Genomic DNA, 20395 nt, shown 5'->3' on the forward strand with positions numbered 1-20395 from the left:
ACGCAGAAAATGACCCGCGACGGGGCGGTTGCGGAAAACCTCACGACGGGCGAAACAACGAGTATCAGCGAAAGGCCGCAGGAGGAAAACTATTCCCAAGCCCCTACCGCAGCGGCAGAAAAGGCTGTTGACCGTATCGGCGCAGAGGTTGAACGGCAAGCGGCAAAGGGCGCAGGGAAAAAAGCCCTTGACGCGGCGCAGCTAAAAACCCATACTTCCCGCTTGCAGTTTTCCGAAGCGGAACGGGCAACGCCGGAATTGCAGAAATCTATCCGTAAATCCGAGAAAGCGGCAGACCGTTTAGACGCAGCGCGGGCGGCTATCCCCAAGCAGACCAAAATCAAGAAAGAGCGCGTTTTTGACGAAGCGAAAGGCAAGGCAAAGACGCGCCTTTCCTTTGAAAAGACGGATAAGCCCCCAAACGGCAAGTTGCGGCATAACCCCTTGTCCCGTCCGGCGCAGGAGTTGAACAGCACCGTACATGGGAAAATCTACGAGGTTGAGAAAGAAAATGTCGGTGTGGAAAGCGGGCACAGGGTAGAACTTGCGGGCGAGAAAGCGGGCGGTATGGCGGCGCGGACGGTAAAGCGCGGCATACGCAGCCACAAGCTGAAACCCTACCGGGCAGCGGCGGCAGCCGAGAGAAAGGCGGTAAAGGCAAACGCCGATTTCCTCTATCAAAAGGCGCTGCACGATAACCCCGCCCTTGCGCACTCAAACCCGATTTCCCGTTTTTGGCAGAAGCAGCGCATTAAAAAGCAGTATGCAAAGACGCTGAAAGCGGGCGGCAAAGTGAAAAAGACCGCCGAAGCCACCGCAAAGGCGGCGAAGAAAACCGCGCAGGAAACCAAACGGGCGACGTTCTTTGTCGTCCGGCACTGGAAAGGCTGCTTGCTTGTGGGCGGGATTGCCTTTATCGTGCTTCTGCTTTTCGGCGGCTTGTCCTCTTGCTCCCTCTTTGGCGGCAACAGCGGCAGCGGCTTAATTGCGTCGTCCTATCTTTCCGAGGACGCGGATATTACAGGCGCGGAAAGCGCGTATGCCGCTATGGAAGCCGAGTTACAAGATATGCTGAATAATATCGAGCGCGAATACCCCGGCTATGACGAATACCGGGTGAACGCGGACGAGATCGAGCATGACCCCTATGTGCTAATCTCTATCCTTTCCGCGCTGCATGAGGGCGTGTTTACCCTTGATGAAGCGCAAAGCACCCTTGAAATGCTCTTTGAGAAACAGTATATCTTGACCGTTGAGGAAGAAGTACAGGTACGATACCGCACCGAAACGAGGACGGACAGCGAGGGCAACGAATATGAGGTTGAAGTACCCTACAACTATTACATTCTCCATGTGGATTTGGAAAACTTCAACCTTTCCCATGTCCCCGTCTACATCATGGGCGAGGAACAGCTATCCATGTACGCTATGTATATGTCGTCGCTGGGAAACCGCCCCGATTTGTTCCCGTCGTCCGGCTATGTGTCTAAATACTATGAAAACCCGCCCGCCGATTATGAAGTACCCGCCGCGCTGCTTAATTCCGATGAACAGTTTGCGCGGCTCATAGAGGAAGCGGATAAATACGTCGGCTTTCCCTATGTGTGGGGCGGCAGCACCCCGGAAACCTCTTTTGATTGCAGCGGCTTTGTGAGTTATGTATTGACGAACAGCGGCCTATACAATACGGGCAGACTTGGGGCGCAAGGGCTTTACAACATTTCAACCCGCGTTTCCAACCCGCAGCCGGGGGATTTGGTTTTCTTTACGGGTACATACGACACGCCGGGGGTATCTCATGTGGGTATCTACGTTGGCGAGGACGGGGACGGAAGCCCCGTCATGCTGCATTGTGGCGACCCGATACAATACGCAAAACTTGATACAAGCTATTGGCAATCCCATTTTTACGCCTATGGGCGGCTACATTACAACTGACTTTGAAAGGAGTTTATTTCTATGGCAAACACGAAACTTGACCGTATCGAAAGGGATATTGAGAAAACGAGGGCGAAAATCCTTGAATACCAAAAAAGGCTGAAAGACCTTGAAGCGCAGAAAATCGAGGAAGAAAACGCGCAGATCGTTCAAATGGTGAAAGCGGTACACCTTGACGGGGCGCAGCTTGCCGCGTTCCTCTCCGCTTACGCCAGCGGCGAAATTGCCTTGCCACAGCCGGACGCAGACTACACCGACGAACAGGAGGAAACCGAAGATGAAGCATAAAAAACTGTTCCGCAGCGTTACCGCTTTGCTTGCCGCCCTTGTACTCATGGGCGGCTTTTCTGTTACCGCTTTTGCGGGCGGCGGTGATGTGAGCGACGAGCCGCCTACCCCCGTAACCGAAACCGAGCCGGAAGAAACGACGGGCGGCTATGAGCCGCAGCCCTTAACGCCGGAGGGCAACATGAGCCTTGTGGACGACATAACGGGCGAAGCGTCCGGCGATAAGCAGTTTATTACCGTCGTTACGAAAAACGGAAACTATTTTTACATCATCATTGACCGCGCCGAGGACGGGGAAAATACCGTCCATTTCCTTAACCAAGTGGACGAAGCGGATTTAACCGCCCTTATGGAGGACGGGCAGACCGAAGCCCCCGTTTGTAGCTGTACTGAAAAATGCGTTGCCGGAAGCGTCAACACCGATTGTCCCGTTTGCAGCGTCAACATGAGCGAGTGCGCGGGCAAGGAAGCCGAGCCGGAGCCGGAAGAAACCGAGCAGCCGCCGGAAGAAGAAAAAGGCGGCGGCATGGGTATTCTGCTTGTCGTGCTGCTTGTTGCCGCAGCGGGCGGCGGCGCGTTCTACTACTTTAAGATTTTGAAGCCCAAAAAGGACGCGGCGAAAGGCAGCAGCAGCCTTGACGACCTTGATTTTGACGAGGACGACGAGGAAACGGAAGTAGTCGAAACCGAACAGACCGAGCAGGAGGACGATAATCTATGAAACTTGTAATTGCAGAAAAACCGAGCGTCGGGGCGGCGATTGCCGCCGTTATGGGCGCGAATGAAAAGCGCAGCGGATATTTTGAGGGCGGCGGCTACCTTGTGTCGTGGTGTATCGGGCATTTGATTAGCCTTGCAGACGCGGCGACCTACAATGAACAATTCCGTAAATGGAAGTACGACGATCTTCCCATTGTCCCGCAGGAGTGGCAGTTTATTGTTGCCAGCGGCAAGGAGCAGCAGTTTTCCATTCTCAAAGACCTTATGCACCGCAGCGACGTTACCGAGATTATCAATGCTTGCGACAGCGGGCGCGAGGGGGAACTCATTTTCCGCTTTGTCTATGAACAGGCGAATTGCAAAAAGCCCTTTTCCCGCCTTTGGATTAGCAGCATGGAAGCAAGTGCAATCCGCGAGGGCTTTTCAAATCTCAAAGACGGGCGCGGCTATGACAACCTCTATCAATCCGCGCTTTGCAGAGCAAAGGCCGATTGGCTCATTGGCATTAACGCGACCCGCCTTTTCTCTATCCTCTACCATAAAACATTGAATGTCGGCAGAGTGCAAACGCCCACCCTTGCTATGCTGGTAAACCGCGACTATGCAATCAGCAGCTTTAAGAAAGAGAAATATCATGTCGTCCGGCTGGACGTTGGCGGCGTTGCCGCCCTTTCCGAAAGGCAGGACGACGAAGCGGCGGCGCGGCAGATGAAAGCGGCTTGCGAGAAATCGCAGGCCGTTTGTACTTCCCTTAAAAAAGAGAAAAAGACCGCAGCCCCGCCGAAACTGTTTGACCTCACCGCCTTGCAGCGGGAAGCAAACCGTTTGTATGGGTTTACGGCGAAACAGACCCTTGACTATGCGCAAGCCCTTTATGAAAAACGGCTTTTGACCTATCCCCGCACCGACAGCAAATATATCACTTCCGATATGGAGGGCAGCACAAAGGAACTTATCACCGGCCTTTGCGCTGCTCTCCCCTTTATGCAGGGCGTGAAGCTGCAAGCCGACCTTGCGAGGATTTGCGACAACAGCAAAGTAACCGACCATCACGCCATTTTGCCGACAGCGGAGTTTGTGAAAACGGGCTTTTCTTCCCTTGCCGAAAGTGAGAAAAAGCTAATGACCCTTGTGTGCGCAAAACTGCTTTGCGCCGTTGCCGCGCCCTATGAGTATGAAGCGGTTACGGCGGTTTTCACTTGCGGCGGCTATACCTTTACCGCAAAGGGCAGGACGACGCTTTGCGAGGGTTGGCGCGAGATTGAAAGACTATCCCGCGCCGCGTCCGGGGAACAGGACGAGGACGCAGAGCCGGAAGCGGTTTTACCCCCGCTTGCCGAGGGGCAGACCTTTGACAATCCGGCAGCGGAGATCTCCGAACGTTACACGCAGCCCCCAAAGGCATTTACCGAAGATACGTTACTTTCGGCTATGGAGAGTGCGGGAAAGGAGGACACGCCGGAGGACGCGGAGCGCAAAGGGTTAGGCACCACCGCGACGCGGGCGGGTATCATTGAAAAACTCATTAGCGCGGGCTTTGCCGAGCGCAAGGGCAAAAAGCTAATCCCCACAAAGGACGGGTATAACCTTGTCGCTATTCTGCCCGACAGCCTTACGTCCCCGCAGCTTACGGCAGAATGGGAAACGCGCCTTACCGGGATTGCAAAGGGCAGCGACAGCCCCGCCGACTTCATGCGCGGGATTGAGGAAATGACAGCGGGGCTTGTCAAGACCTATTCCGCGATTTCCGAGGATAAAGCGAAGCTGTTTACCCCGCAGCGGGAAGCAATCGGCACTTGCCCCCGTTGCGGCGCGGCGGTTTACGAGGGCAAGAAAAACTTTTACTGCTCCGACAGGGCTTGCAGCTTTGTGATGTGGAAGAATGACCGCTTTTTTGAGCAGCGCAAAAAGGCTTTCACAAAGGCGATTGCCGCCGCCCTTTTGAAAGACGGAAAGGTAAAAATCAAAGGTATGTACTCGACCAAGACGGGAAAGACCTTTGACGGAGTTGTGCTGCTTGCCGACACAGGCGGCAAGTATGTAAACTTCCGCGTCGAGCAGAACCGAAAATGATAAGGCTTGATGAAAAGCAATACCGCGCCGTAAAGAAAATGACCCGCGCCGCTTGTGCAAACAACGATTGCGGGAATTGTCTGCTGCTGGACGACGGGGAAACTTGCGTTTGTGTGCAGAGTATCAGCTATTCGCTGCTATGCCGCTATTTCCGCGAAGCGGTATTACCCGCCGACAGGCAGCTTTGCGAACAGATCACCCGCAGCGGGGAAACCGATTTGAAGCGTTGCGCGGTATGCGGCAGCACGTTTGCGGCGGGCAGCAACCGGGCGAAATACTGCCCCGATTGCGCGGCAAAGATACGCCGCAGACAGAAAGCCCAAAGCGAGAGAAACAGGCGTTTACGGATAAAAACAACTACATAGCAAGCACAGCAAACGAGTACCCGTTTGCGAGAAATGCCCGCGCTTCCCATAGAGAGCGCGGGCATTTTGCTTGTTGGGATAGTCCCAAACCCTTATATGACCGAGAAAGGACGTGATGAAAGAATATGCCGTATTCCTCATACGACCATGACAAATTAGAAGCCGCCGAAACCATGCGGATAGAACGCCGGATATATTTTGAAGCAAAGGACAGGGAGATTGCCCCTTATGCTTCCTTGCCGATTGCGCAGCTACTTTCCATGCGCAGCGAAAGCGCGGCGGCAGAACAGGCGATTTTTGACGACCTTAAAGAACGCGCCGCCGCATGGGAAGAACAGGCGGGAAGAACGCTTTTGCTGGATAAAACACTTGAATATGTGAGAACGCCGCACGTCCAGCACACCGCTAACGAGTGGCAGACCACCGAGCATAACCGCCATATTCGCAGCAACCGGGTATATCAGATGAATTACCACATTTACGAAAACACCCGTTACGACAGGGAGAAGCAGCAAAGCGTCCCTTACTCCTATTCTCTCACATGGGGCGTTTATACCAACAGCCCGAACAGGAACGGGCAAGCGAAGATTGCCGGACAAGATAGAAAGGTTTTCACCGACAAGGCAGCTATGGAAAAGTATCTGAATGGGCGTATCAAAGCGTATGACCGCTTGTTTACGGAAATCTCCCCGCCTATCCCGCAGGAGTACGCCGACTATTTCAAAGTAAACGGTATGCTCATGCCGGACTACACCATAGAGGGCGAAGAACCCCCGCAGCAGCAACAGGCGGCAGCTATCCCCGAAAATACCGGGCAGGAAAAGGAGCGTGAACACATGAGCGAACAGTTTTCTATTATGATAGGCAACCGCAGCCGCTTTGACGCGGGCGACCCCGGCGGCTATTGGTTGGATATGCCCGCCACAAAGGAGCAGTTGCACGAAGCTATGCGGAACGTCGGCATTACCGCCGACAACCCGCAGGATTTTTCCATTCGCGGCTATTCCGACGACCCGGAGAAACATATTGCCTTGCCTTATGAAATGGTATGCGCCGCCGACGTGGACGAACTCAATTTTCTTGCGGCGCGGCTCGAACAGCTTGACCCCGCCGAGGTTGGCAAGCTGAACGCAGCTTTGCAGCAGAAAAACGGGCTTGCAAATATTGGACAGGTAATTGACTTCACCTACAACGTGGATTTTTACGTCCATATCCCCGAAGTACATAACTACCACGATTTGGGCGACTATTACTTAAATCAATCCGGCATGGTACAAATGCCCGAAGAATGGAAAGGCGGCATTGACCTTTCTACTTTTGGCAGGAACGCTGCCGCGCAGGAAAAAGGCGCGTTTACCGAGTACGGCTATATCGTGGAAAGCGGCGACGAGTGGGAACGGCAGTTTGAGGGGCGCGAAGTGCCGGAAGAATACCGCATTATGAGTTACCCGCAGCCGGAGCGCGGCGAACAGGACAAAGCCTATATGGACGCAGCCGAAACGCAGCAAGCAGACGCACAGGCCGCAGAGCCGCAGCAGCCCCGCCCCGTCGTCCCCATTATCCTTACTTCCGAAAAGCCCGCCGAAAAGGTAAAGGAGATCACCGCGCGTTTGGAACAGGGCGTACAGGCGATTTTTGACAGCGACCGCTACAAAGAGTTTCTAACCGCTATGTCAAAGTTCCATGATTATAGTTTGAATAACACTATCCTAATTGCTATGCAGGGCGGCAATTTGGTAATGGGCTTCCGTCAATGGGAAAAGGAGTTTGACCGCCATGTAAAGAAAGGCGAGAAAGGCATTAAAATCTTTGCCCCCGCGCCCTACAAGGTGAAAAAGCTGGTTGATAAAATCGACCCCGAAACGAGAAAGCCCATGCTTGACCGCGAGGGAAAAGTGGTAAAGGAAGAAAAGGAAATCACCGTCCCCGCCTTTAAGGTTATAACCGTCTTTGATATTTCGCAGACCGAGGGCAAGGAGTTTCCCGACCTTTCCGTTAAACCGCTGCTTGCCGATGTGGAGCAGTACGAGGATTTTTTCGCCGCCCTTGAAAAAGCGTCCCCCGTCCCGATTGCATTTGAGCAGATCACAAACGGCGCAAATGGGTATTTCAGTTTGACCGACAAGCGTATTGCAATCAAAGAGGGCGTGAGTGAATTACAGGCGGTAAAGACCGCCATTCACGAAATCGCCCATGCGAAGCTGCACGACGTAGACTTAAACGCCCCGCCGGAGCAGCAAAACCGCGTTGACCGCCATACCTGCGAGGTAGAAGCGGAAAGCGTCGCTTATACGGTTTGCCAGCATTTCGGCCTTGATACTTCCGATTACTCTTTCGGCTATGTGGCTGGTTGGAGCAGCGGCAAGGAAATGACCGAGTTAAAAGCGTCCCTTGAAACAATACAGACCACCGCAAAGGAACTCATTACCGAGATTGAGGGGCATTTTACCGAGTTGCAGCAGCAGCGGCAAGCCGAGCAGGAGCAGGGCGATACCTTTTCCATTTATCAGTTAAAGCGCGGGGACGAAACAAGGGACTTGCGCTTTGAGCCTTATGACCGTCTGCAAGCGGCTGGACTTACCATTGACCGGGTAAATTATGAACTCGTCTATACTGCACCGCTTACAAAGGATATGACGCTGGGCGACATTTGGGAAAGGTTTAATATCGACCACCCCGCCGACTTTAAGGGGCATAGCCTTTCCGTTTCCGACATTGTTGTGCTTCATCAGAACGACGAGGACACCGCCCACTATGTAGACAGTATCGGTTTTCAGCAAGTGCCGGAGTTTTTGCAGGAGCAGCAGACCCCCGTATTTGACAAGCTGCCGCCCGAACAGCAGCAAGCCTTGTCCGACACCGTACAAGACACTTTGCAAATGCTGGTTGACGCAGACAAGCGGATTTATGGCGACGTTACGGGCAAGACCCTTGAAGCAATCGCGGCGCAAGGATATTCCTACAAGGACGGGCAGCTTGAAAAGCAGCAGCCGGAAGCGACCCCCGACAGCCTTTTGACGGGTGAAACCGTTAGAACGCCGAGGGGCAATTTTCATATTACCGATATGAGCCGTGAACAGATCGAAGCGGCGGGCTTTGGTTTTCATCATGCGTCGGAGGACGGGAAGTATCTCATTATGGGAAATGGCACACAGGCTTATGCCATAGCCGCCGAGCAGCCGCAGCGGGATAATCCCTTAAAGCACGTCGAGGACACCATAGAGCAGAACGACAACAATTTTGACGGGCTTATCAATAATACGCCGCAAACGCCCACCGTCGCGGATTTTGAGCAGCGGGCAAAGGCGGGGGAAGCGATTTCCGTTACCGACCTTGCAAAAGCGGTAAAAGCCGAGAAACGGGAACAGCCGCAGAAAAAACCGTCCATTTTGAAGAAGCTGGACGAATACAAGAAACAGGCGGCGCAGCAGCCGAAAGATAAACAGAAAGAGCATAAAAAGGATTTGGAGGTTTGATAGCATGAATACCCGCTTTACCATTGAGGAAGAAAACATTGTTGCGATCTACGCCGAGGACAGCCGGGAAACAACGCTTGAAAATATCCTTGCCGCCATGCCCTACATGGACGAGGATATGCGCCAGCTTGCCGCCGCAGCGGTGAACAAGCTGCAAGCCATGACGGACAGCGAGTTTTCCGAAAGGGAGTTTATCTTGACCGACGAGGAATAGCCCATAGAGAACAGGGGCGCGGTTGCCGATTTCCGGCACCGCGCCCCTGTTCTTTTTTTGTCCTTGCGTGGACAATTAGAAAGCCGTTTTTGCGGGTTTGAATATACTTTATCGTCTATGTCGTTTTCATGCGCTGGAAGCCGCAGAAACACAGGCGTTTTCAGCCCTTAACATTCCACTTGCCACCCCATGTTTTGCGCCTTATCGCTCCTGCTCCCGCGCCCTGCTTTGGGACGGGTAAAGAATACTATCGACGTTCTTTTTGACAACGCCGTATTCCTGCATTTGCTTCTTGGCTTGCCGATAATCTTCATACAATTTGGTTTTCCTGTCGTTTAAGCTTCTATACTCCTTGCGCAGCGCGGCGAGATCGGGCAGCTTCTTTATCTGCATTTCCTTTAATGCCCTTGCCGCAGCTTCAAACAGGATAATTTCGCTTTCATGTCCCCGCAGATACTTTTCCTTGTCCGGCGATTTTCGGTATTCATCGTAAATCGGTTTTAACTGTCGGTATGTGGTGGTGTGCTTGATAAGCAGCGACAAATCAGACATACGCTGTTCCACTTCCTTAACCGCCTTTGCCGCCGCGTCATGGGCGGTCATAATATCCGCGATTTTGCTTTCAAGTTCGCTGTAATACTCAATCTTATTTTCGGTTAGGAAGTTCATGCTTTTAGCAGCCTGTTTCAGATTATGGATTTTCGCCCACCGTTCATAGCCCGCCGACTGTTGGGCTTTGATACTGTTTTCAAGATCAACGACAAGCCGGATTTTTTTATCTTCCCGCAGCGTTTTTGTTTTGGCAACATACACGCCCTTGATACGCTCCTTTATCGCTTCTTCCGTATAGGCCGCGCCGAGCGTCTTTGTGCGGGTAAACCGTTCCTGTCCGGCGGCGCGGAAAGAAATGTATTTGCCCTGTTTGATTTCATATCCCATTTCCTGCAAGCGGCGCAGCAGTTCGTCAAAATCTTTCACTCGGGGAATGAGGTTATCTATCGCCGTTTTCAGCTTGGCTTTATAGCTTGTACCTTGCTTTTCGGCGGTATATTCCGCATAGCTTTTCCCTCTGTCCTGTCCCGGCACGACGACGGATAGCCCATGCTCTTTACATATCCTGTCGCTGGTGCGCCGGATATGGTAATAGCTTTGTTTGTTGGAATGGTACTTTTTGTAGTCAACGAAGCTGACCGAGTTAAAAATCAAGTGATTATGCAGATGGTCTTTATCGACGTGAGTTGTCAAAACAAACTCATACTTGCCGCCTAATACCGCCCCGGCAAGTTCCATGCCGATTTTGTGCGCTTCTTCCGGTGTGGTTTCTCCCACCGCAAAGGATTGTATCAAGTGCCGCCCTAAATGTGTGCCGCGATCTCCGGCAGCTTCCCGCGTCCATGCAAACTCAATATCGGCGGTTTCCAGCCCGCAGCCGAAAGAGGACGCAAGCAGCTTCCCGTCTGTCTTTTCGGGATTTAAGATATAGTCTATCGCAGCCTTTAAGGTTGATTTAATAGGGTGCGTCTTTGTAACCGCCATATCTCGTCCACCGCCTTTTTAATGTCCTCTATATCCTGCCTGTAAACCGTCCCCGTCGCATTGGCGCGTTTTGCAATTTGGTTGATGTTCCGGCTCACCGCTTGCAGTTCCCGGATATATGCTTTTGTGTCGCTTCGGTCAACGACAAGAATATACCCGTCTATCGCCATTTTACGGAAGTATGCCCCATACTGCTTTATGGGAAGCTGCTTCATCTTCTCGTCGATCAGCCGCTTTTCTTCTTCCGTAACGTAAAACTTCATCTGTATATTTCTCTTTCGGTTTTCCATTTCCGCACCGCCTTTCGGTATAAGGGTTTGGGATTATCCCAACAAGCATTTTCCGCAAACGGGTACTCGTTTGCTGTGCTTGCTATCTACTCCATACCCCCACCGAAAGGCGGTATTTGTTGCGCGTTCCTTTGATTTTGGACGCAAAAAAAGATTGCAGCCGCCATGCGCTGCAATCTCCCGATTTCTCATATTGTGAGGTTAATCCTCTGCTTTTTCGACTTCCGTTATCTCCCTTGCTGTTGCGGTTACAATCCGTATGCCTTTATCGCTCATACCGTCCAGCAGCGCGTCAAGCTGCCGCCGCCCGGTGGATTTCTCCGCATTGCTGTTCGGGAAGAAAAATTGATCTACCGAAATATGATACCGGGTTACAAGGTCATAGAATACCTGTAAACTCGGCTGTTGTCCCTTGTTCTCGATATTCGCAAGGTAGCGCGGGGAAATATATAACTCGTCGCTTACCTTTTTGCGGCTCTCGCCGTATTCATTTCTCGCGGCTTTTATAGCTGCCCCGAAAGCCTTAAAGTCGTACAATGGTACGGGTCTTTTTGCCATTTTCATTCACCCTGTTACATTTTACAGTTCACCTTTCTTTTTGGATATGTCCACACAATTCATATCATTAGGTTAAATACTTCCTGTTGTGTATTGACAGTAGACTGATTTTCTGATAAAATAAAATTTATGTAAAAGGAGGCGGCGTTTATGTTGCATAGCATGCGTATTAGATAAGCATTGAAAAAAAGGATTTTCCCATTTTCAACATGGGCTTTTTTGTCATGCTTATTTTGCGGATGCTATACAAAAAACTAACGACGTATAGATATAGTATAGACATAGTGCAAGCTATGCCTTAGTTTTGTTGTACTGCTCTGTGCATTATAAATGCAGGTCAATGCTCATGTTGAGGATTGACCTGCATTTTTTTGTGTAAAAAGGACGAGTGAAATATAATGCTTAAAAAATATTGGATAAAATGTCCGATTTGTAACGGAAAGACGAGAGTTCAAGTATTTCATAATACTGTATTAAAAGATTTTCCTCTTTTCTGCCCTAAATGCAAATTGACGCATATCATTGATGTAGAAAAATTAGAGATTGTAATCAAAAATACAGAAAAACAAACTTTTATTATTTAGAAGAAAGGATATAAAAATGAAACGTTTACCTAAATATACGCCTGCGGAAGTACGGAATGATCCATACGGATTTACTTACAAAGAAATGTCGGAAGTTATTGGCGAGAATGAAGCAAAAGCCTTATATGAAGAATTATATAAGCAATTACCACGCAAAAAAAATCTATCAATGTTGGTAAAAAATATTTGCAAAAGCAGTGATACTGAAAAGTATGTTTACGAACTGAAAGACAACAAATACATTGAAACGGTTTTTATCAAGCGGCGAGATGGTGGAACTGTTTGCGTGAGCACACAAGTCGGTTGTCCTGTTGGTTGTATTTTTTGTGAGTCCGGGCGAAATGGCTTTGTTCGTAATCTAACATCGTCAGAAATCGTACAACAGATTATATTGTTGCGTCGAAAAGTAAACCGTATCGTTTTTATGGGTATGGGAGAGCCTTTATTCAATTATGACAACTTGATAAAAGCAATCCATATTCTCCGAGATAGATATGGGCTCAACTTTCCAACCGACGGCATTACCATATCAACAGTTGGTCCGGTCGATCAATTAAAAAAATTGCGCGAGGAACATCTTAAAATTCAGTTGACAATATCTTTACACGCAGCAACACAATCTGCAAGAAATCGTATTATTCCTCACATGCGCATATATGCTATTGAAGATGTTGTTAAGCAAGCCTTATCCTATTCTGAAAGGCATAATCGCAAAATTGTCTTTGCGTATTTGCTTTTACCGGGTATAAATGACCGGCCCTCAGATGTAAGACAACTTGCAAAATGGTTTCGGGGCAAAAAAGTTATGATTAACGTGTTACAATACAACCCAACAAGCAATTCAAGAATTAAAGCACCACAGAAACGGGAAATAGTTGCATTCAAACATCAATTAGAGCAAGCAGGACTTGAAGTTACTATGAGAGTTTCTCATGGCAGAGAGATTAACGCGGCTTGTGGACAGTTAGCTAACACATATAATAAATTCAAAAAAAAATGATTAAAAGTGCCAGACGCATAGACGCAGAGCCGATAACGCATTAGGTCAAAAAACCTATGTGTTATCGGCTTTTTTATTTAATATTGCGCAAAAGCCGCTGTTCCCTATTATAGAATGGATTGCGGGTAGTGTATTAAAGTCGCCCTTTTTTAAGGATACGGCGGTATCGGGGAGGTATCGCCGTGTCCATTTTTATTTACTGTAACCCGCCTAATGCTTTGCGGTCAAAAAAAGCTATGCTCCGCAAGCGGGATATTCCGGCTATGAATGTGAACTGTCAATACATTTAGCTACTGCTTACATTTCCTTTGCGCCCGTCCGCGTCTTGCGGACGGGCGCATTTTGCTTTTTTCAACTTTTTTCTGAAAAGCGCACTCAAGAGCCATCTCCCGAACGGGTACGGAGCGAAAGGGGCAGAGAGGACAAGCCCTTAACTCCCGTCCTCTACTCCACGCGGGAAGGAGGTGAACTCTATGGAGCTATCTTCTTCCGACAAGGAAAGAATACAACATCAGTACGACGCATTAGCAAAGAAAACTTTGGTCGGCGAAGCGAAAAGCCACCGCCGCACTCTTGCGAAACGCGCAGCACGCGAAGTTACTTTTTCGGATTTGAGCGAAAGCGAACTCGCGCAGCTTTTCACAACGGACGAATACGAAAGCGATTATTTCCGTTTTCAAGTGTCCGGCTTTGATGTACTCGTCAAAAATGAACTGCTTGCCGAAGCCCTTAACGCTTTGCCCGAAAGGAAACGCGACATTATCCTTTTGTCCTACTTCTTGGATATGAGCGACGCGGAAATTGGCGAACTGCTGAATGTTGTACGCACGACGGTTTTCCGGCACAGGAAATCCGCGCTTGCGAAAATCAAACAGTATTTGGAGGGAAAAGCAGATGATGAATACCGTTAGGAAGTCTGAAAATCTGTTGCCGTTCCCTGTCATTTCCGCAGCGGCAAACGGCGACACAACCGCCATGTGCGCGATCTTGAAGCACTACGAGGGTTACATAGCGAAACTTTGTACCCGCACGCTGAAAGACGACGCGGGCAATACCTATTCCTATGTGGACGAGGAAATGCGTAACAGGCTGCAAGTGCGCCTTATTACCCGCACCCTTGCTTTTCATGTAGGATAATCTTTTAGCCCATGCGGGGAGCGTGTCCCCTTTCCACGCTTCCCGTTATGGGCTATTTGTCGTTCCGCAAAAGCATATCCGCTGTTGATGTGCTTTTGCAGGCCGACAAAGCCTATTGTTCTTTGACAAAGAAAGCGGCCTTTGGTGCGCAGCATAACAGGCAAACGGGTACATTCCGTCTGTACCGAGCCAGTCGGCGGGTACGCCATGACAGCTTTTCCCCATAGGGGAAAAGCCGAGCGAGAACTACCGCGCCGTAAAACAGGTTTAGCAGCTTGTGGGCGACGACATACAAGGCGGCACAATGATACTCCCGCGTTGAACACCCTCAAAGTATTGCGCGGCGCACCCATAAGCATGGGCCGGGGTGAAACTCCCGTGAGGTTGCAGCTAACAACCGCCCGTTTTTGCCTTTTGACGAATATAGTTTATCCATACAGGAAAAGGAGGTTTTTCTAATGGATAAAAAACAGACAATTACAACCGAACGCAAAATAGGGAAAATCACCTATCTTGTTCAAGCGTTGCCGAGTGAAAAGGCAACCGATACAATCCATAAAAAGATTGAGAAACTCATTGTAAAGGATTTGCAGAAAAAGCCCGGAAATCCGGGATTTTTAGCGTCCGAGTAGTGCATTAGGCGGCGGGATATGGTATAATGATAGCAACACATTATACCTGTTTATTCGGCTGTCGGAAAGGAGGACTAATGTTACAGTCGAATAAAATCACCGCCCTTTACTGCCGTTTAAGTCAAGAGGATATGCAAGCCGGAGAAAGCGGAAGCATACAGCACCAAAAAATGATACTTCAACGCTATGCGGACGAACACCATTTTTTGAACACAAAGTTTTTTGTGGACGACGGATTTTCCGGCGTGAGTTTTGAGCGCGAGGGGCTGCAAGCGATGTTGCAGGAAGTGGAAGCCGGACGAGTGGCGACGGTCATTACCAAAGACCTTTCCCGTCTTGGCAGAAACTATCTGAAAACGGGCGAACTCATAGAGATTGTATTTCCCGAAAACGGAGTACGCTATATCGCGATCAACGACGGAGTTGACACAGCGCGGGAGGATAACGAGTTTACCCCCTTGCGGAACTGGTTTAACGAGTTTTACGCCCGCGACACAAGCAAGAAAATCCGCGCAGTTAAACAGGCACAGGCGCAAAAAGGCGAGCGCGTCAACGGGGAATATCCATACGGCTATATCCCAGACCCGAACAACCGCCACCACCTTATACCCGACCCGGAAACCGCGCCGATTGTCAAACAGGTTTTCGCTATGTTTGTTAGCGGCGTGCGTATGTGCGAAATCCAAAAATGGCTTGCGGAAAACAAAGTCTTGACGATTGGAGCGTTGCGCTATCAGCGTACAGGACAGGCGCGGTATCAGCGGGCAATGATCGCCCCCTATACTTGGCCGGACAAAACGCTCTATGACATATTAGCAAGGCAGGAATATTTAGGGCATACCATAACCGCGAAAACTCACAAGGTATCCTACAAGTCGAAAAAGACCCGGAAGAACGAAGAAGAACAACGCTATTTCTTCCCAAACACCCATGAGCCGCTTGTTGACGAGGAAACCTTTGAACTTGCGCAAAAGCGGATTGCTACCCGCCACCGCCCGACAAAAGCAGCGGAGATTGATATTTTTTCCGGCTTGCTGTTTTGCGCTGGTTGCAGACATAAGATGTATTACCAACAGGGCGTAAATATCGAGCCGCGCAAGTTTTCCTATTCTTGCGGCGCATGGCGCAACAGGGCAAGGACAGGCAGCGAGTGTACCTCTCATTATATCCGCAAAAACGTACTTCTTGATTTAGTGCTGGAAGATATGCGGCGGGTTTTGCGGTATGTTAAGGAACACGAACAGGACTTTATCTGTAAAGCTACCGAGTACGGCGACATGGAAGCGAGAAAGGCATTAGCGCAGCAGCAAAAGGAACTTTTCAAAGCACAGGCGCGTATGACCGAACTTGACACGCTTTTCCGCAAGCTGTATGAGGACAACGCATTAGGCAGACTGACAGATGAACGGTTTGTGTTTCTAACTTCCGGCTATGAGGACGAAAAGAAATCCCTTGCCGCAAGGATAGACGAGTTACAACAGCAGATCGCAACCGTTACCGAGCGAAAAAGGGATATATCAAGGTTTATTCAGATTGTCGGGAAATACAGCGACATACAGGAATTGACCTATGAAAACGTCCATGAGTTTATCGACCGTATTTTGATACATGAATTAGACCGGGAAACCAACACCCGGAAAATCGAAATCCATTATAGCTTTGTCGGACAGGTTGATACCGAGCAGGAGCCGACGCAAGTTGTCAACCATGACCGCCGCAACATGGTAGATGTAAAAAGTATCGCTATCTAACCCCAGCAAAGTTTGTACCGGAATACCCGTCGTCCTCGTCATAATGTCGATAAGCGGTAATTCCATGTTCCCGGCAGTACCGTTCCAAAATCTTCTTTTGGTTGGCAATACTGTTGCTCTCGCCCTCTAATTTGTCCTCTTGTGAAAGGCGTTCATATAAAGCCGTTATGCCCTCGTCCTGTGCTTCCTGCTGCTGATCGCGCACATAGAATTGCAAGACATTATTTGAAATGGCTTCGCGGACTTCTTCGCTTAACACTTTGGGGACAGCAATCTGCTGAAAAGAAAATGTCTTTGTCATTTGCGCTCACCGCCTTTCGCGGTAAGTGCTGCATACCCGTTGGGGGCTGCGTGATAAAGAAGTCTTTGCATTTGATTGTCAAGGTACAAAATATCTGTTTTATGCACCGCACGAACATAGTATGCGGTTAATTTATCCGACTGTTTCATGTTACCTCCTATTCCGACAGCCGGACAAACAGGTTATGTATATTATACCACAAAACCCGTCGTCCGTCTGCAATAGGATTACATTTTCGGCATTATACCGGGCTTTTTCCCCGGTTTAAGTCATTTTGGATTAAGCGGCGTACCTTTGTCGCGGCGTCCTCTTTTACACCGTCTTTAACAACGGCTTTGACAATATAGGTAATATCCCCGATTTTGTATTTGCGCACAACCGGGGATTTTGTTGTTTGCTTTGTTTGTTCCATAATGTAAAATCCCCCTTTCGTGGGATAACAAAAAGATTAAAAATGAAAGGCAGAAACGAACGGCTGTCAGCGGCAGCACCGCGGGAGTTTCACCCCTGCTCATTTAAGGCAGCTTTACCCAATGCCTGCGACGCTCTTAACGCTCGGACTATGGCTATAAAGGCGTTTCGTCCCGCCTATATGTCGTCGCCCACAAGCTGCTAAACCTGTTTTGCAGCGCGGTATTTCTCGCTCGGCTTTCCCTGTGTGAAAAGCTGTCCTGGCGTACCCGCTGTTTGGCTCGATATAAGCGGTATTTATTCGTTTGCCTGTTATACTGCGCCGCCGTTATCTTGCGGGCTTTCTTTGACAAGGAACAATAAGGCTTTGTCAGCCTGTAAAAGCATACCGTTTCCGATATGCTTTTACGGAACGACAAACAGCCCATAACGGGAAGCGTGGAAAGGGGTACACGATCCCCGCATGGGCTTAAAGAGTTAGCCTACATGAAACGCAAGAGTGCGAGTAATAAGGCGCACTTGCAGCCTGTTACGCATTTCTTCGTCCACATAGGAGTAAGTATTGCCCGCGTCGTCTTTCAGCGTTCGGGTACAAAGTTTTGCTATGTAACCCTCGTAATGCTTCAAGATCGCGCACATGGCGGTTGTGTCGCCGTTGACCGCTGCGGAAATGACAGGGAACGGCACAAGATTTTCAGTTTTGCTGACGGTGTTCATCATCTGCTTTTCCCTCCAAATACTGTTTGATTTTCGCAAGCGCGGATTTCCTGTGCCGGAAAACCGTCGTGCGTACAACATTCAGCAGTTCGCCAATTTCCGCGTCGCTCATATCCAAGAAGTAGGACAAAAGGATAATATCGCGCTTCCTTTCGGGCAAAGCGTTAAGGGCTTCGGCAAGCAGTTCATTTTTGACGAGTACATCAAAGCCGGACACTTGAAAACGGAAATAATCGCTTTCGTATTCGTCCGTTGTGAAAAGCTGCGCGAGTTCGCTTTCGCTCAAATCCGAAAAAGTTACTTCGCGGGCTGCGCGTTTCGCAAGGGTGCGTCGGTAGCTTTTTGCTTCGCCTACCAACGTTTTCTTTGCCAATGCGTCATACTGATGTTGTATTCTTTCCTTGTCGGAAGAAGATAGCTCCATAGAGTTCACCTCCTTCCCGCGTGGAGTAGAGGACGGGAGTTAAAGGCTTGTCCTCTCTGCCCCTTTCGCTCCGTACCCGTTCGGGAGATGGCTCTTTAGTGCGCGTTTCACAAAAAAGTTGAAAAAAACAAAATGCGCCCGTCCGCAAGACGCGGACGAGCGCAAAGGAAATGTAAGAAGTATTTAGATGTATTGACAGTTCATACTCATAGCCGAAATATCCCGTTAGTGGATAAAGACTTTTTTTGACCGCAAAGTATTAGGCGGGTTGTTACAAATAAAAATGGACACGGCGATACCTCCCAGATACCGCCGTATCCTTAAAAAAGGGCGACTTTAACACACCCCCGTATTCTCATTTTTCAAAAAGAAAACGGCGGCTTTGATTGTTATTTCAAAACCGCCGTTAGATCGTTCATATTTTGTTAGGCACGTGAAGATTTTGCCGCCAAACAACGGTTTTTTTTATTTACCGCGGGGCAGCATATATATCTCTATTTGTCAAGTTTAATGGTAAAAAGTGTTTCCTTGACTTTGGCGCAATATCTTAATTCATATGTGGGTGAGCCATTAGCAAGAGCTATCATTATCTCATCTATTTCTTTTGTAATAGACTCCTTATCAGCATAATACCCTAAAGTATTTCTGTTTTCATCTAAAGATAAAAAAGATGACCTATCGATACCAAACAATACGTAATTCGGAACTCCTGTGCCTATTGAAATACGTTGAGAAATTACTTTATAACAGCTTACAGTAGCTTTCCATCGTATGTTCTAATCGTAATCCTTCCAGAAGCAGATGCGTTCTCCTTTTGGGGTGTGTCCGTATATTTCCCATTACCAACTAAATAGTCTAAAGATACGTCTAACTCTTTTGACAGCAATAACAATTTTTCCATTTCAGGATAGCCTATGTCCTGCTCCCATTTTGATATAGCCTGTCGGCTTACATTTAGTAATTCGGCTAATCCCTCTTGTGAAATATTTTTTTGTTTTCTGATTTCCCTTAAATTATTACCAAAACTCAAACTCTGTACCTCCTTGTTTTTGATTTCACCACAATTATAAGCAAACTACTCATGTTATACCACCAACATAGATTTGCAGTTTCGCAACATGAAGTTGCATTTAATGAGTTTAGTCTTTTTTTCTCCCGTCAATCGGCTTTTCCGCGTCTTTGGGTATCAACCAAACGCGGCTGAACTTTACCGTGCCGGGTATGCGGTCGTCCTCACAAAGTTTCTGTACCCGCCTTTCGGAAATGCCCCATTTTGCTGCTGCTTCCGCGCATGACATATATTCCATTGAGAAAACGCCCTTTCTTTGACATTTCGTTATATATTATATACGGTCAAACGAATAATAGCAATAGACAGGGCGTGAATAAAAGGAATTATTTAAGTCGATTATAAGAACTGTATAGACATATCCAAGAAGAAAGGTGAACAGTAGAATGTAATAGGGTGAATGAGTAATGGCAAAAAGACCTGTACCATTGTACGATTTTAAGGCTTTCGGGGCAGCCATAAAAGCCGCGAGAAAAGAATACGGCGAGAGCCGGAAAAAGGTAAGCGACGAGTTATATATCTCTCCGCGTTACCTTGCGAATATCGAGAACAAGGGACAGCAGCCGAGTTTGCAGGTGTTCTATGACCTTGTAACCCGGTATCATATTTCGGTAGATCAATTTTTCTTTCCGAACAGCAACGCGGAGAAATCCACCGGGCGGCGGCAGCTTGACGCGCTGCTGGACGGTATGAGCGATAAAGGCATACGGATTGTAACCGCAACAGCAAGGGAGATAACGGAAGTCGAACAAGCAGAGGACTAACCTCACAATATAGGTAATCGGGAGATTGCAGCGCATGGCGGCTGCAATCTTTTTTTGCGTCCAAAATCAAAGGAACGCGCAACAAATACCGCCTTTCGGTGGGGGTATGGAGTAGATAGCAAGCACAGCAAACGAGTACCCGTTTGC

26 protein-coding genes are annotated in these 20395 nt (G+C 48.9%); 15 read left to right on the forward strand and 11 right to left on the reverse strand.

The window, feature by feature from the left end:
• The first annotated feature begins 9 nt into the window (after positions 1-9).
• The 7 genes from ACYQ0N_RS03180 to ACYQ0N_RS03210 all read left to right on the forward strand — a co-directional run bounded on the left by ACYQ0N_RS03180 (position 10) and on the right by ACYQ0N_RS03210 (position 9074).
• Positions 10-1938: a C40 family peptidase gene (locus ACYQ0N_RS03180; RefSeq protein WP_431603105.1), complete on the forward strand. Its 1929-nt coding sequence runs from the start codon at positions 10-12 to the stop codon at positions 1936-1938.
• 21 nt (positions 1939-1959) lie between these two features.
• Entirely contained in the window at positions 1960-2226 is a 267-nt protein-coding gene (locus tag ACYQ0N_RS03185) for a DUF4315 family protein (protein WP_003508256.1), read from the forward strand.
• Positions 2216-2947: a DUF4366 domain-containing protein gene (locus ACYQ0N_RS03190; protein WP_055143068.1), complete on the forward strand. Its 732-nt coding sequence runs from the start codon at positions 2216-2218 to the stop codon at positions 2945-2947. The genes ACYQ0N_RS03185 and ACYQ0N_RS03190 overlap by 11 nt, the downstream gene beginning before the upstream one ends.
• A complete protein-coding gene (locus ACYQ0N_RS03195) occupies positions 2944-5019 on the forward strand; it encodes a type IA DNA topoisomerase (protein ID WP_002584963.1) in 2076 nt (691 codons plus the stop codon). The genes ACYQ0N_RS03190 and ACYQ0N_RS03195 overlap by 4 nt, the downstream gene beginning before the upstream one ends.
• Complete coding sequence (locus tag ACYQ0N_RS03200) at positions 5016-5384, forward strand: cysteine-rich VLP domain-containing protein (RefSeq protein ID WP_002584962.1); 369 nt, start codon at positions 5016-5018, stop codon at positions 5382-5384. The genes ACYQ0N_RS03195 and ACYQ0N_RS03200 overlap by 4 nt, the downstream gene beginning before the upstream one ends.
• A gap of 125 nt (positions 5385-5509) precedes the next feature.
• Positions 5510-8860, forward strand: a complete 3351-nt coding sequence (locus tag ACYQ0N_RS03205) for a YodL domain-containing protein (protein ID WP_117471272.1) — start codon at positions 5510-5512, stop codon at positions 8858-8860.
• A gap of 4 nt (positions 8861-8864) precedes the next feature.
• A complete protein-coding gene (locus ACYQ0N_RS03210; RefSeq protein WP_002584960.1) occupies positions 8865-9074 on the forward strand; it encodes a transposon-transfer assisting family protein in 210 nt (69 codons plus the stop codon).
• A 201-nt stretch (positions 9075-9275) separates the two neighbouring features.
• On the opposite strand, the gene ACYQ0N_RS03215 is transcribed toward ACYQ0N_RS03210, so the two are convergent.
• From ACYQ0N_RS03215 to ACYQ0N_RS03225, 3 genes are all read right to left on the reverse strand, one after another.
• On the reverse strand, positions 9276-10610 hold the full coding sequence (locus ACYQ0N_RS03215; RefSeq protein WP_055143071.1) for a relaxase/mobilization nuclease domain-containing protein: 1335 nt from the start codon (positions 10608-10610) through the stop codon (positions 9276-9278).
• Positions 10571-10900: a plasmid mobilization protein gene (locus tag ACYQ0N_RS03220; protein ID WP_002584958.1), complete on the reverse strand. Its 330-nt coding sequence runs from the start codon at positions 10898-10900 to the stop codon at positions 10571-10573. Before ACYQ0N_RS03220 ends, ACYQ0N_RS03215 begins: the two co-directional genes overlap by 40 nt.
• 201 nt (positions 10901-11101) lie before the next feature.
• Positions 11102-11458 (reverse strand): helix-turn-helix transcriptional regulator, encoded by a 357-nt coding sequence (locus tag ACYQ0N_RS03225; protein WP_002584957.1) that lies wholly within the window; start codon positions 11456-11458, stop codon positions 11102-11104.
• 398 nt (positions 11459-11856) lie between these two features.
• Between ACYQ0N_RS03225 and ACYQ0N_RS03230 the strand changes: the two genes are divergently transcribed.
• The 6 genes from ACYQ0N_RS03230 (at position 11857) to ACYQ0N_RS03255 (ending at position 16562) form a co-directional block, all read left to right on the forward strand.
• Complete coding sequence (locus ACYQ0N_RS03230) at positions 11857-12042, forward strand: cysteine-rich KTR domain-containing protein (protein WP_003431289.1); 186 nt, start codon at positions 11857-11859, stop codon at positions 12040-12042.
• A 16-nt stretch (positions 12043-12058) separates the two neighbouring features.
• On the forward strand, positions 12059-13042 hold the full coding sequence (rlmN, locus tag ACYQ0N_RS03235) for a 23S rRNA (adenine(2503)-C(2))-methyltransferase RlmN (protein ID WP_002584956.1): 984 nt from the start codon (positions 12059-12061) through the stop codon (positions 13040-13042).
• A 473-nt stretch (positions 13043-13515) separates the two neighbouring features.
• Positions 13516-13953: a sigma-70 family RNA polymerase sigma factor gene (locus ACYQ0N_RS03240; protein WP_002604474.1), complete on the forward strand. Its 438-nt coding sequence runs from the start codon at positions 13516-13518 to the stop codon at positions 13951-13953.
• Entirely contained in the window at positions 13937-14179 is a 243-nt protein-coding gene (locus tag ACYQ0N_RS03245; protein WP_002604473.1) for a helix-turn-helix domain-containing protein, read from the forward strand. The genes ACYQ0N_RS03240 and ACYQ0N_RS03245 overlap by 17 nt, the downstream gene beginning before the upstream one ends.
• Positions 14180-14637: 458 nt before the next feature.
• Complete coding sequence (locus ACYQ0N_RS03250) at positions 14638-14811, forward strand: transposon-encoded TnpW family protein (protein WP_002604472.1); 174 nt, start codon at positions 14638-14640, stop codon at positions 14809-14811.
• A 77-nt stretch (positions 14812-14888) separates the two neighbouring features.
• Entirely contained in the window at positions 14889-16562 is a 1674-nt protein-coding gene (locus tag ACYQ0N_RS03255) for a recombinase family protein (protein WP_002604471.1), read from the forward strand.
• Here ACYQ0N_RS03255 and ACYQ0N_RS03260 read toward each other — a convergent pair.
• The 3 genes from ACYQ0N_RS03260 to ACYQ0N_RS03270 form a co-directional block, all read right to left on the reverse strand.
• Positions 16555-16863 carry a recombinase family protein gene (locus ACYQ0N_RS03260; protein ID WP_460161835.1) on the reverse strand — a complete coding sequence of 103 codons (309 nt, stop codon included), beginning with the start codon at positions 16861-16863 and terminating at the stop codon, positions 16555-16557. The two genes, ACYQ0N_RS03255 and ACYQ0N_RS03260, sit on opposite strands and share 8 nt — an antisense overlap.
• The gene (locus ACYQ0N_RS03265) at positions 16860-17012 is read right to left on the reverse strand and encodes a hypothetical protein (protein WP_195409883.1); all 153 of its coding nucleotides are present in this window, start codon (positions 17010-17012) and stop codon (positions 16860-16862) included. Before ACYQ0N_RS03265 ends, ACYQ0N_RS03260 begins: the two co-directional genes overlap by 4 nt.
• A gap of 92 nt (positions 17013-17104) precedes the next feature.
• On the reverse strand, positions 17105-17275 hold the full coding sequence (locus tag ACYQ0N_RS03270; RefSeq protein WP_418530456.1) for a transposon-encoded TnpW family protein: 171 nt from the start codon (positions 17273-17275) through the stop codon (positions 17105-17107).
• A 42-nt stretch (positions 17276-17317) separates the two neighbouring features.
• On the opposite strand from ACYQ0N_RS03270, the gene ACYQ0N_RS03275 reads away from it, so the two are divergent.
• Entirely contained in the window at positions 17318-17479 is a 162-nt protein-coding gene (locus tag ACYQ0N_RS03275) for a hypothetical protein (protein ID WP_460161836.1), read from the forward strand.
• A 272-nt stretch (positions 17480-17751) separates the two neighbouring features.
• On the opposite strand, the gene ACYQ0N_RS03280 is transcribed toward ACYQ0N_RS03275, so the two are convergent.
• The 5 genes from ACYQ0N_RS03280 to ACYQ0N_RS03300 form a co-directional block, all read right to left on the reverse strand.
• On the reverse strand, positions 17752-17994 hold the full coding sequence (locus tag ACYQ0N_RS03280) for a helix-turn-helix domain-containing protein (protein WP_418530457.1): 243 nt from the start codon (positions 17992-17994) through the stop codon (positions 17752-17754).
• A complete protein-coding gene (locus tag ACYQ0N_RS03285) occupies positions 17969-18415 on the reverse strand; it encodes a sigma-70 family RNA polymerase sigma factor (RefSeq protein WP_460161837.1) in 447 nt (148 codons plus the stop codon). Before ACYQ0N_RS03285 ends, ACYQ0N_RS03280 begins: the two co-directional genes overlap by 26 nt.
• A gap of 494 nt (positions 18416-18909) precedes the next feature.
• Entirely contained in the window at positions 18910-19107 is a 198-nt protein-coding gene (locus ACYQ0N_RS03290; protein ID WP_177531867.1) for a hypothetical protein, read from the reverse strand.
• A 59-nt stretch (positions 19108-19166) separates the two neighbouring features.
• The gene (locus ACYQ0N_RS03295; protein ID WP_177531868.1) at positions 19167-19445 is read right to left on the reverse strand and encodes a helix-turn-helix domain-containing protein; all 279 of its coding nucleotides are present in this window, start codon (positions 19443-19445) and stop codon (positions 19167-19169) included.
• 109 nt (positions 19446-19554) lie between these two features.
• Positions 19555-19722, reverse strand: a complete 168-nt coding sequence (locus ACYQ0N_RS03300; RefSeq protein ID WP_177531869.1) for a helix-turn-helix domain-containing protein — start codon at positions 19720-19722, stop codon at positions 19555-19557.
• A gap of 169 nt (positions 19723-19891) precedes the next feature.
• On the opposite strand from ACYQ0N_RS03300, the gene ACYQ0N_RS03305 reads away from it, so the two are divergent.
• Positions 19892-20248: a helix-turn-helix domain-containing protein gene (locus ACYQ0N_RS03305; RefSeq protein ID WP_460161838.1), complete on the forward strand. Its 357-nt coding sequence runs from the start codon at positions 19892-19894 to the stop codon at positions 20246-20248.
• Positions 20249-20395: the final 147 nt, after the last annotated feature.

Source organism: Ruminococcus sporogenes (assembly GCF_054655175.1).

Bases quoted from the DNA above. Each gene is read 5' to 3' on its own strand.
- ACYQ0N_RS03180 (WP_431603105.1), top strand. From the start codon at position 10: ATGACCCGCGACGGGGCGGTTGCGGAAAACCTCACGACGGGCGAAACA.
- ACYQ0N_RS03185 (WP_003508256.1), top strand. From the start codon at position 1,960: ATGGCAAACACGAAACTTGACCGTATCGAAAGGGATATTGAGAAAACG.
- ACYQ0N_RS03190 (WP_055143068.1), top strand. From the start codon at position 2,216: ATGAAGCATAAAAAACTGTTCCGCAGCGTTACCGCTTTGCTTGCCGCC.
- ACYQ0N_RS03195 (WP_002584963.1), top strand. From the start codon at position 2,944: ATGAAACTTGTAATTGCAGAAAAACCGAGCGTCGGGGCGGCGATTGCC.
- ACYQ0N_RS03200 (WP_002584962.1), top strand. From the start codon at position 5,016: ATGATAAGGCTTGATGAAAAGCAATACCGCGCCGTAAAGAAAATGACC.
- ACYQ0N_RS03205 (WP_117471272.1), top strand. From the start codon at position 5,510: ATGCCGTATTCCTCATACGACCATGACAAATTAGAAGCCGCCGAAACC.
- ACYQ0N_RS03210 (WP_002584960.1), top strand. From the start codon at position 8,865: ATGAATACCCGCTTTACCATTGAGGAAGAAAACATTGTTGCGATCTAC.
- ACYQ0N_RS03215 (WP_055143071.1), bottom strand. From the start codon at position 10,610: ATGGCGGTTACAAAGACGCACCCTATTAAATCAACCTTAAAGGCTGCG.
- ACYQ0N_RS03220 (WP_002584958.1), bottom strand. From the start codon at position 10,900: ATGGAAAACCGAAAGAGAAATATACAGATGAAGTTTTACGTTACGGAA.
- ACYQ0N_RS03225 (WP_002584957.1), bottom strand. From the start codon at position 11,458: ATGGCAAAAAGACCCGTACCATTGTACGACTTTAAGGCTTTCGGGGCA.
- ACYQ0N_RS03230 (WP_003431289.1), top strand. From the start codon at position 11,857: ATGCTTAAAAAATATTGGATAAAATGTCCGATTTGTAACGGAAAGACG.
- rlmN (WP_002584956.1), top strand. From the start codon at position 12,059: ATGAAACGTTTACCTAAATATACGCCTGCGGAAGTACGGAATGATCCA.
- ACYQ0N_RS03240 (WP_002604474.1), top strand. From the start codon at position 13,516: ATGGAGCTATCTTCTTCCGACAAGGAAAGAATACAACATCAGTACGAC.
- ACYQ0N_RS03245 (WP_002604473.1), top strand. From the start codon at position 13,937: ATGATGAATACCGTTAGGAAGTCTGAAAATCTGTTGCCGTTCCCTGTC.
- ACYQ0N_RS03250 (WP_002604472.1), top strand. From the start codon at position 14,638: ATGGATAAAAAACAGACAATTACAACCGAACGCAAAATAGGGAAAATC.
- ACYQ0N_RS03255 (WP_002604471.1), top strand. From the start codon at position 14,889: ATGTTACAGTCGAATAAAATCACCGCCCTTTACTGCCGTTTAAGTCAA.
- ACYQ0N_RS03260 (WP_460161835.1), bottom strand. From the start codon at position 16,863: ATGACAAAGACATTTTCTTTTCAGCAGATTGCTGTCCCCAAAGTGTTA.
- ACYQ0N_RS03265 (WP_195409883.1), bottom strand. From the start codon at position 17,012: ATGAAACAGTCGGATAAATTAACCGCATACTATGTTCGTGCGGTGCAT.
- ACYQ0N_RS03270 (WP_418530456.1), bottom strand. From the start codon at position 17,275: ATGGAACAAACAAAGCAAACAACAAAATCCCCGGTTGTGCGCAAATAC.
- ACYQ0N_RS03275 (WP_460161836.1), top strand. From the start codon at position 17,318: ATGAAAGGCAGAAACGAACGGCTGTCAGCGGCAGCACCGCGGGAGTTT.
- ACYQ0N_RS03280 (WP_418530457.1), bottom strand. From the start codon at position 17,994: ATGATGAACACCGTCAGCAAAACTGAAAATCTTGTGCCGTTCCCTGTC.
- ACYQ0N_RS03285 (WP_460161837.1), bottom strand. From the start codon at position 18,415: ATGGAGCTATCTTCTTCCGACAAGGAAAGAATACAACATCAGTATGAC.
- ACYQ0N_RS03300 (WP_177531869.1), bottom strand. From the start codon at position 19,722: ATGGAATATATGTCATGCGCGGAAGCAGCAGCAAAATGGGGCATTTCC.
- ACYQ0N_RS03305 (WP_460161838.1), top strand. From the start codon at position 19,892: ATGGCAAAAAGACCTGTACCATTGTACGATTTTAAGGCTTTCGGGGCA.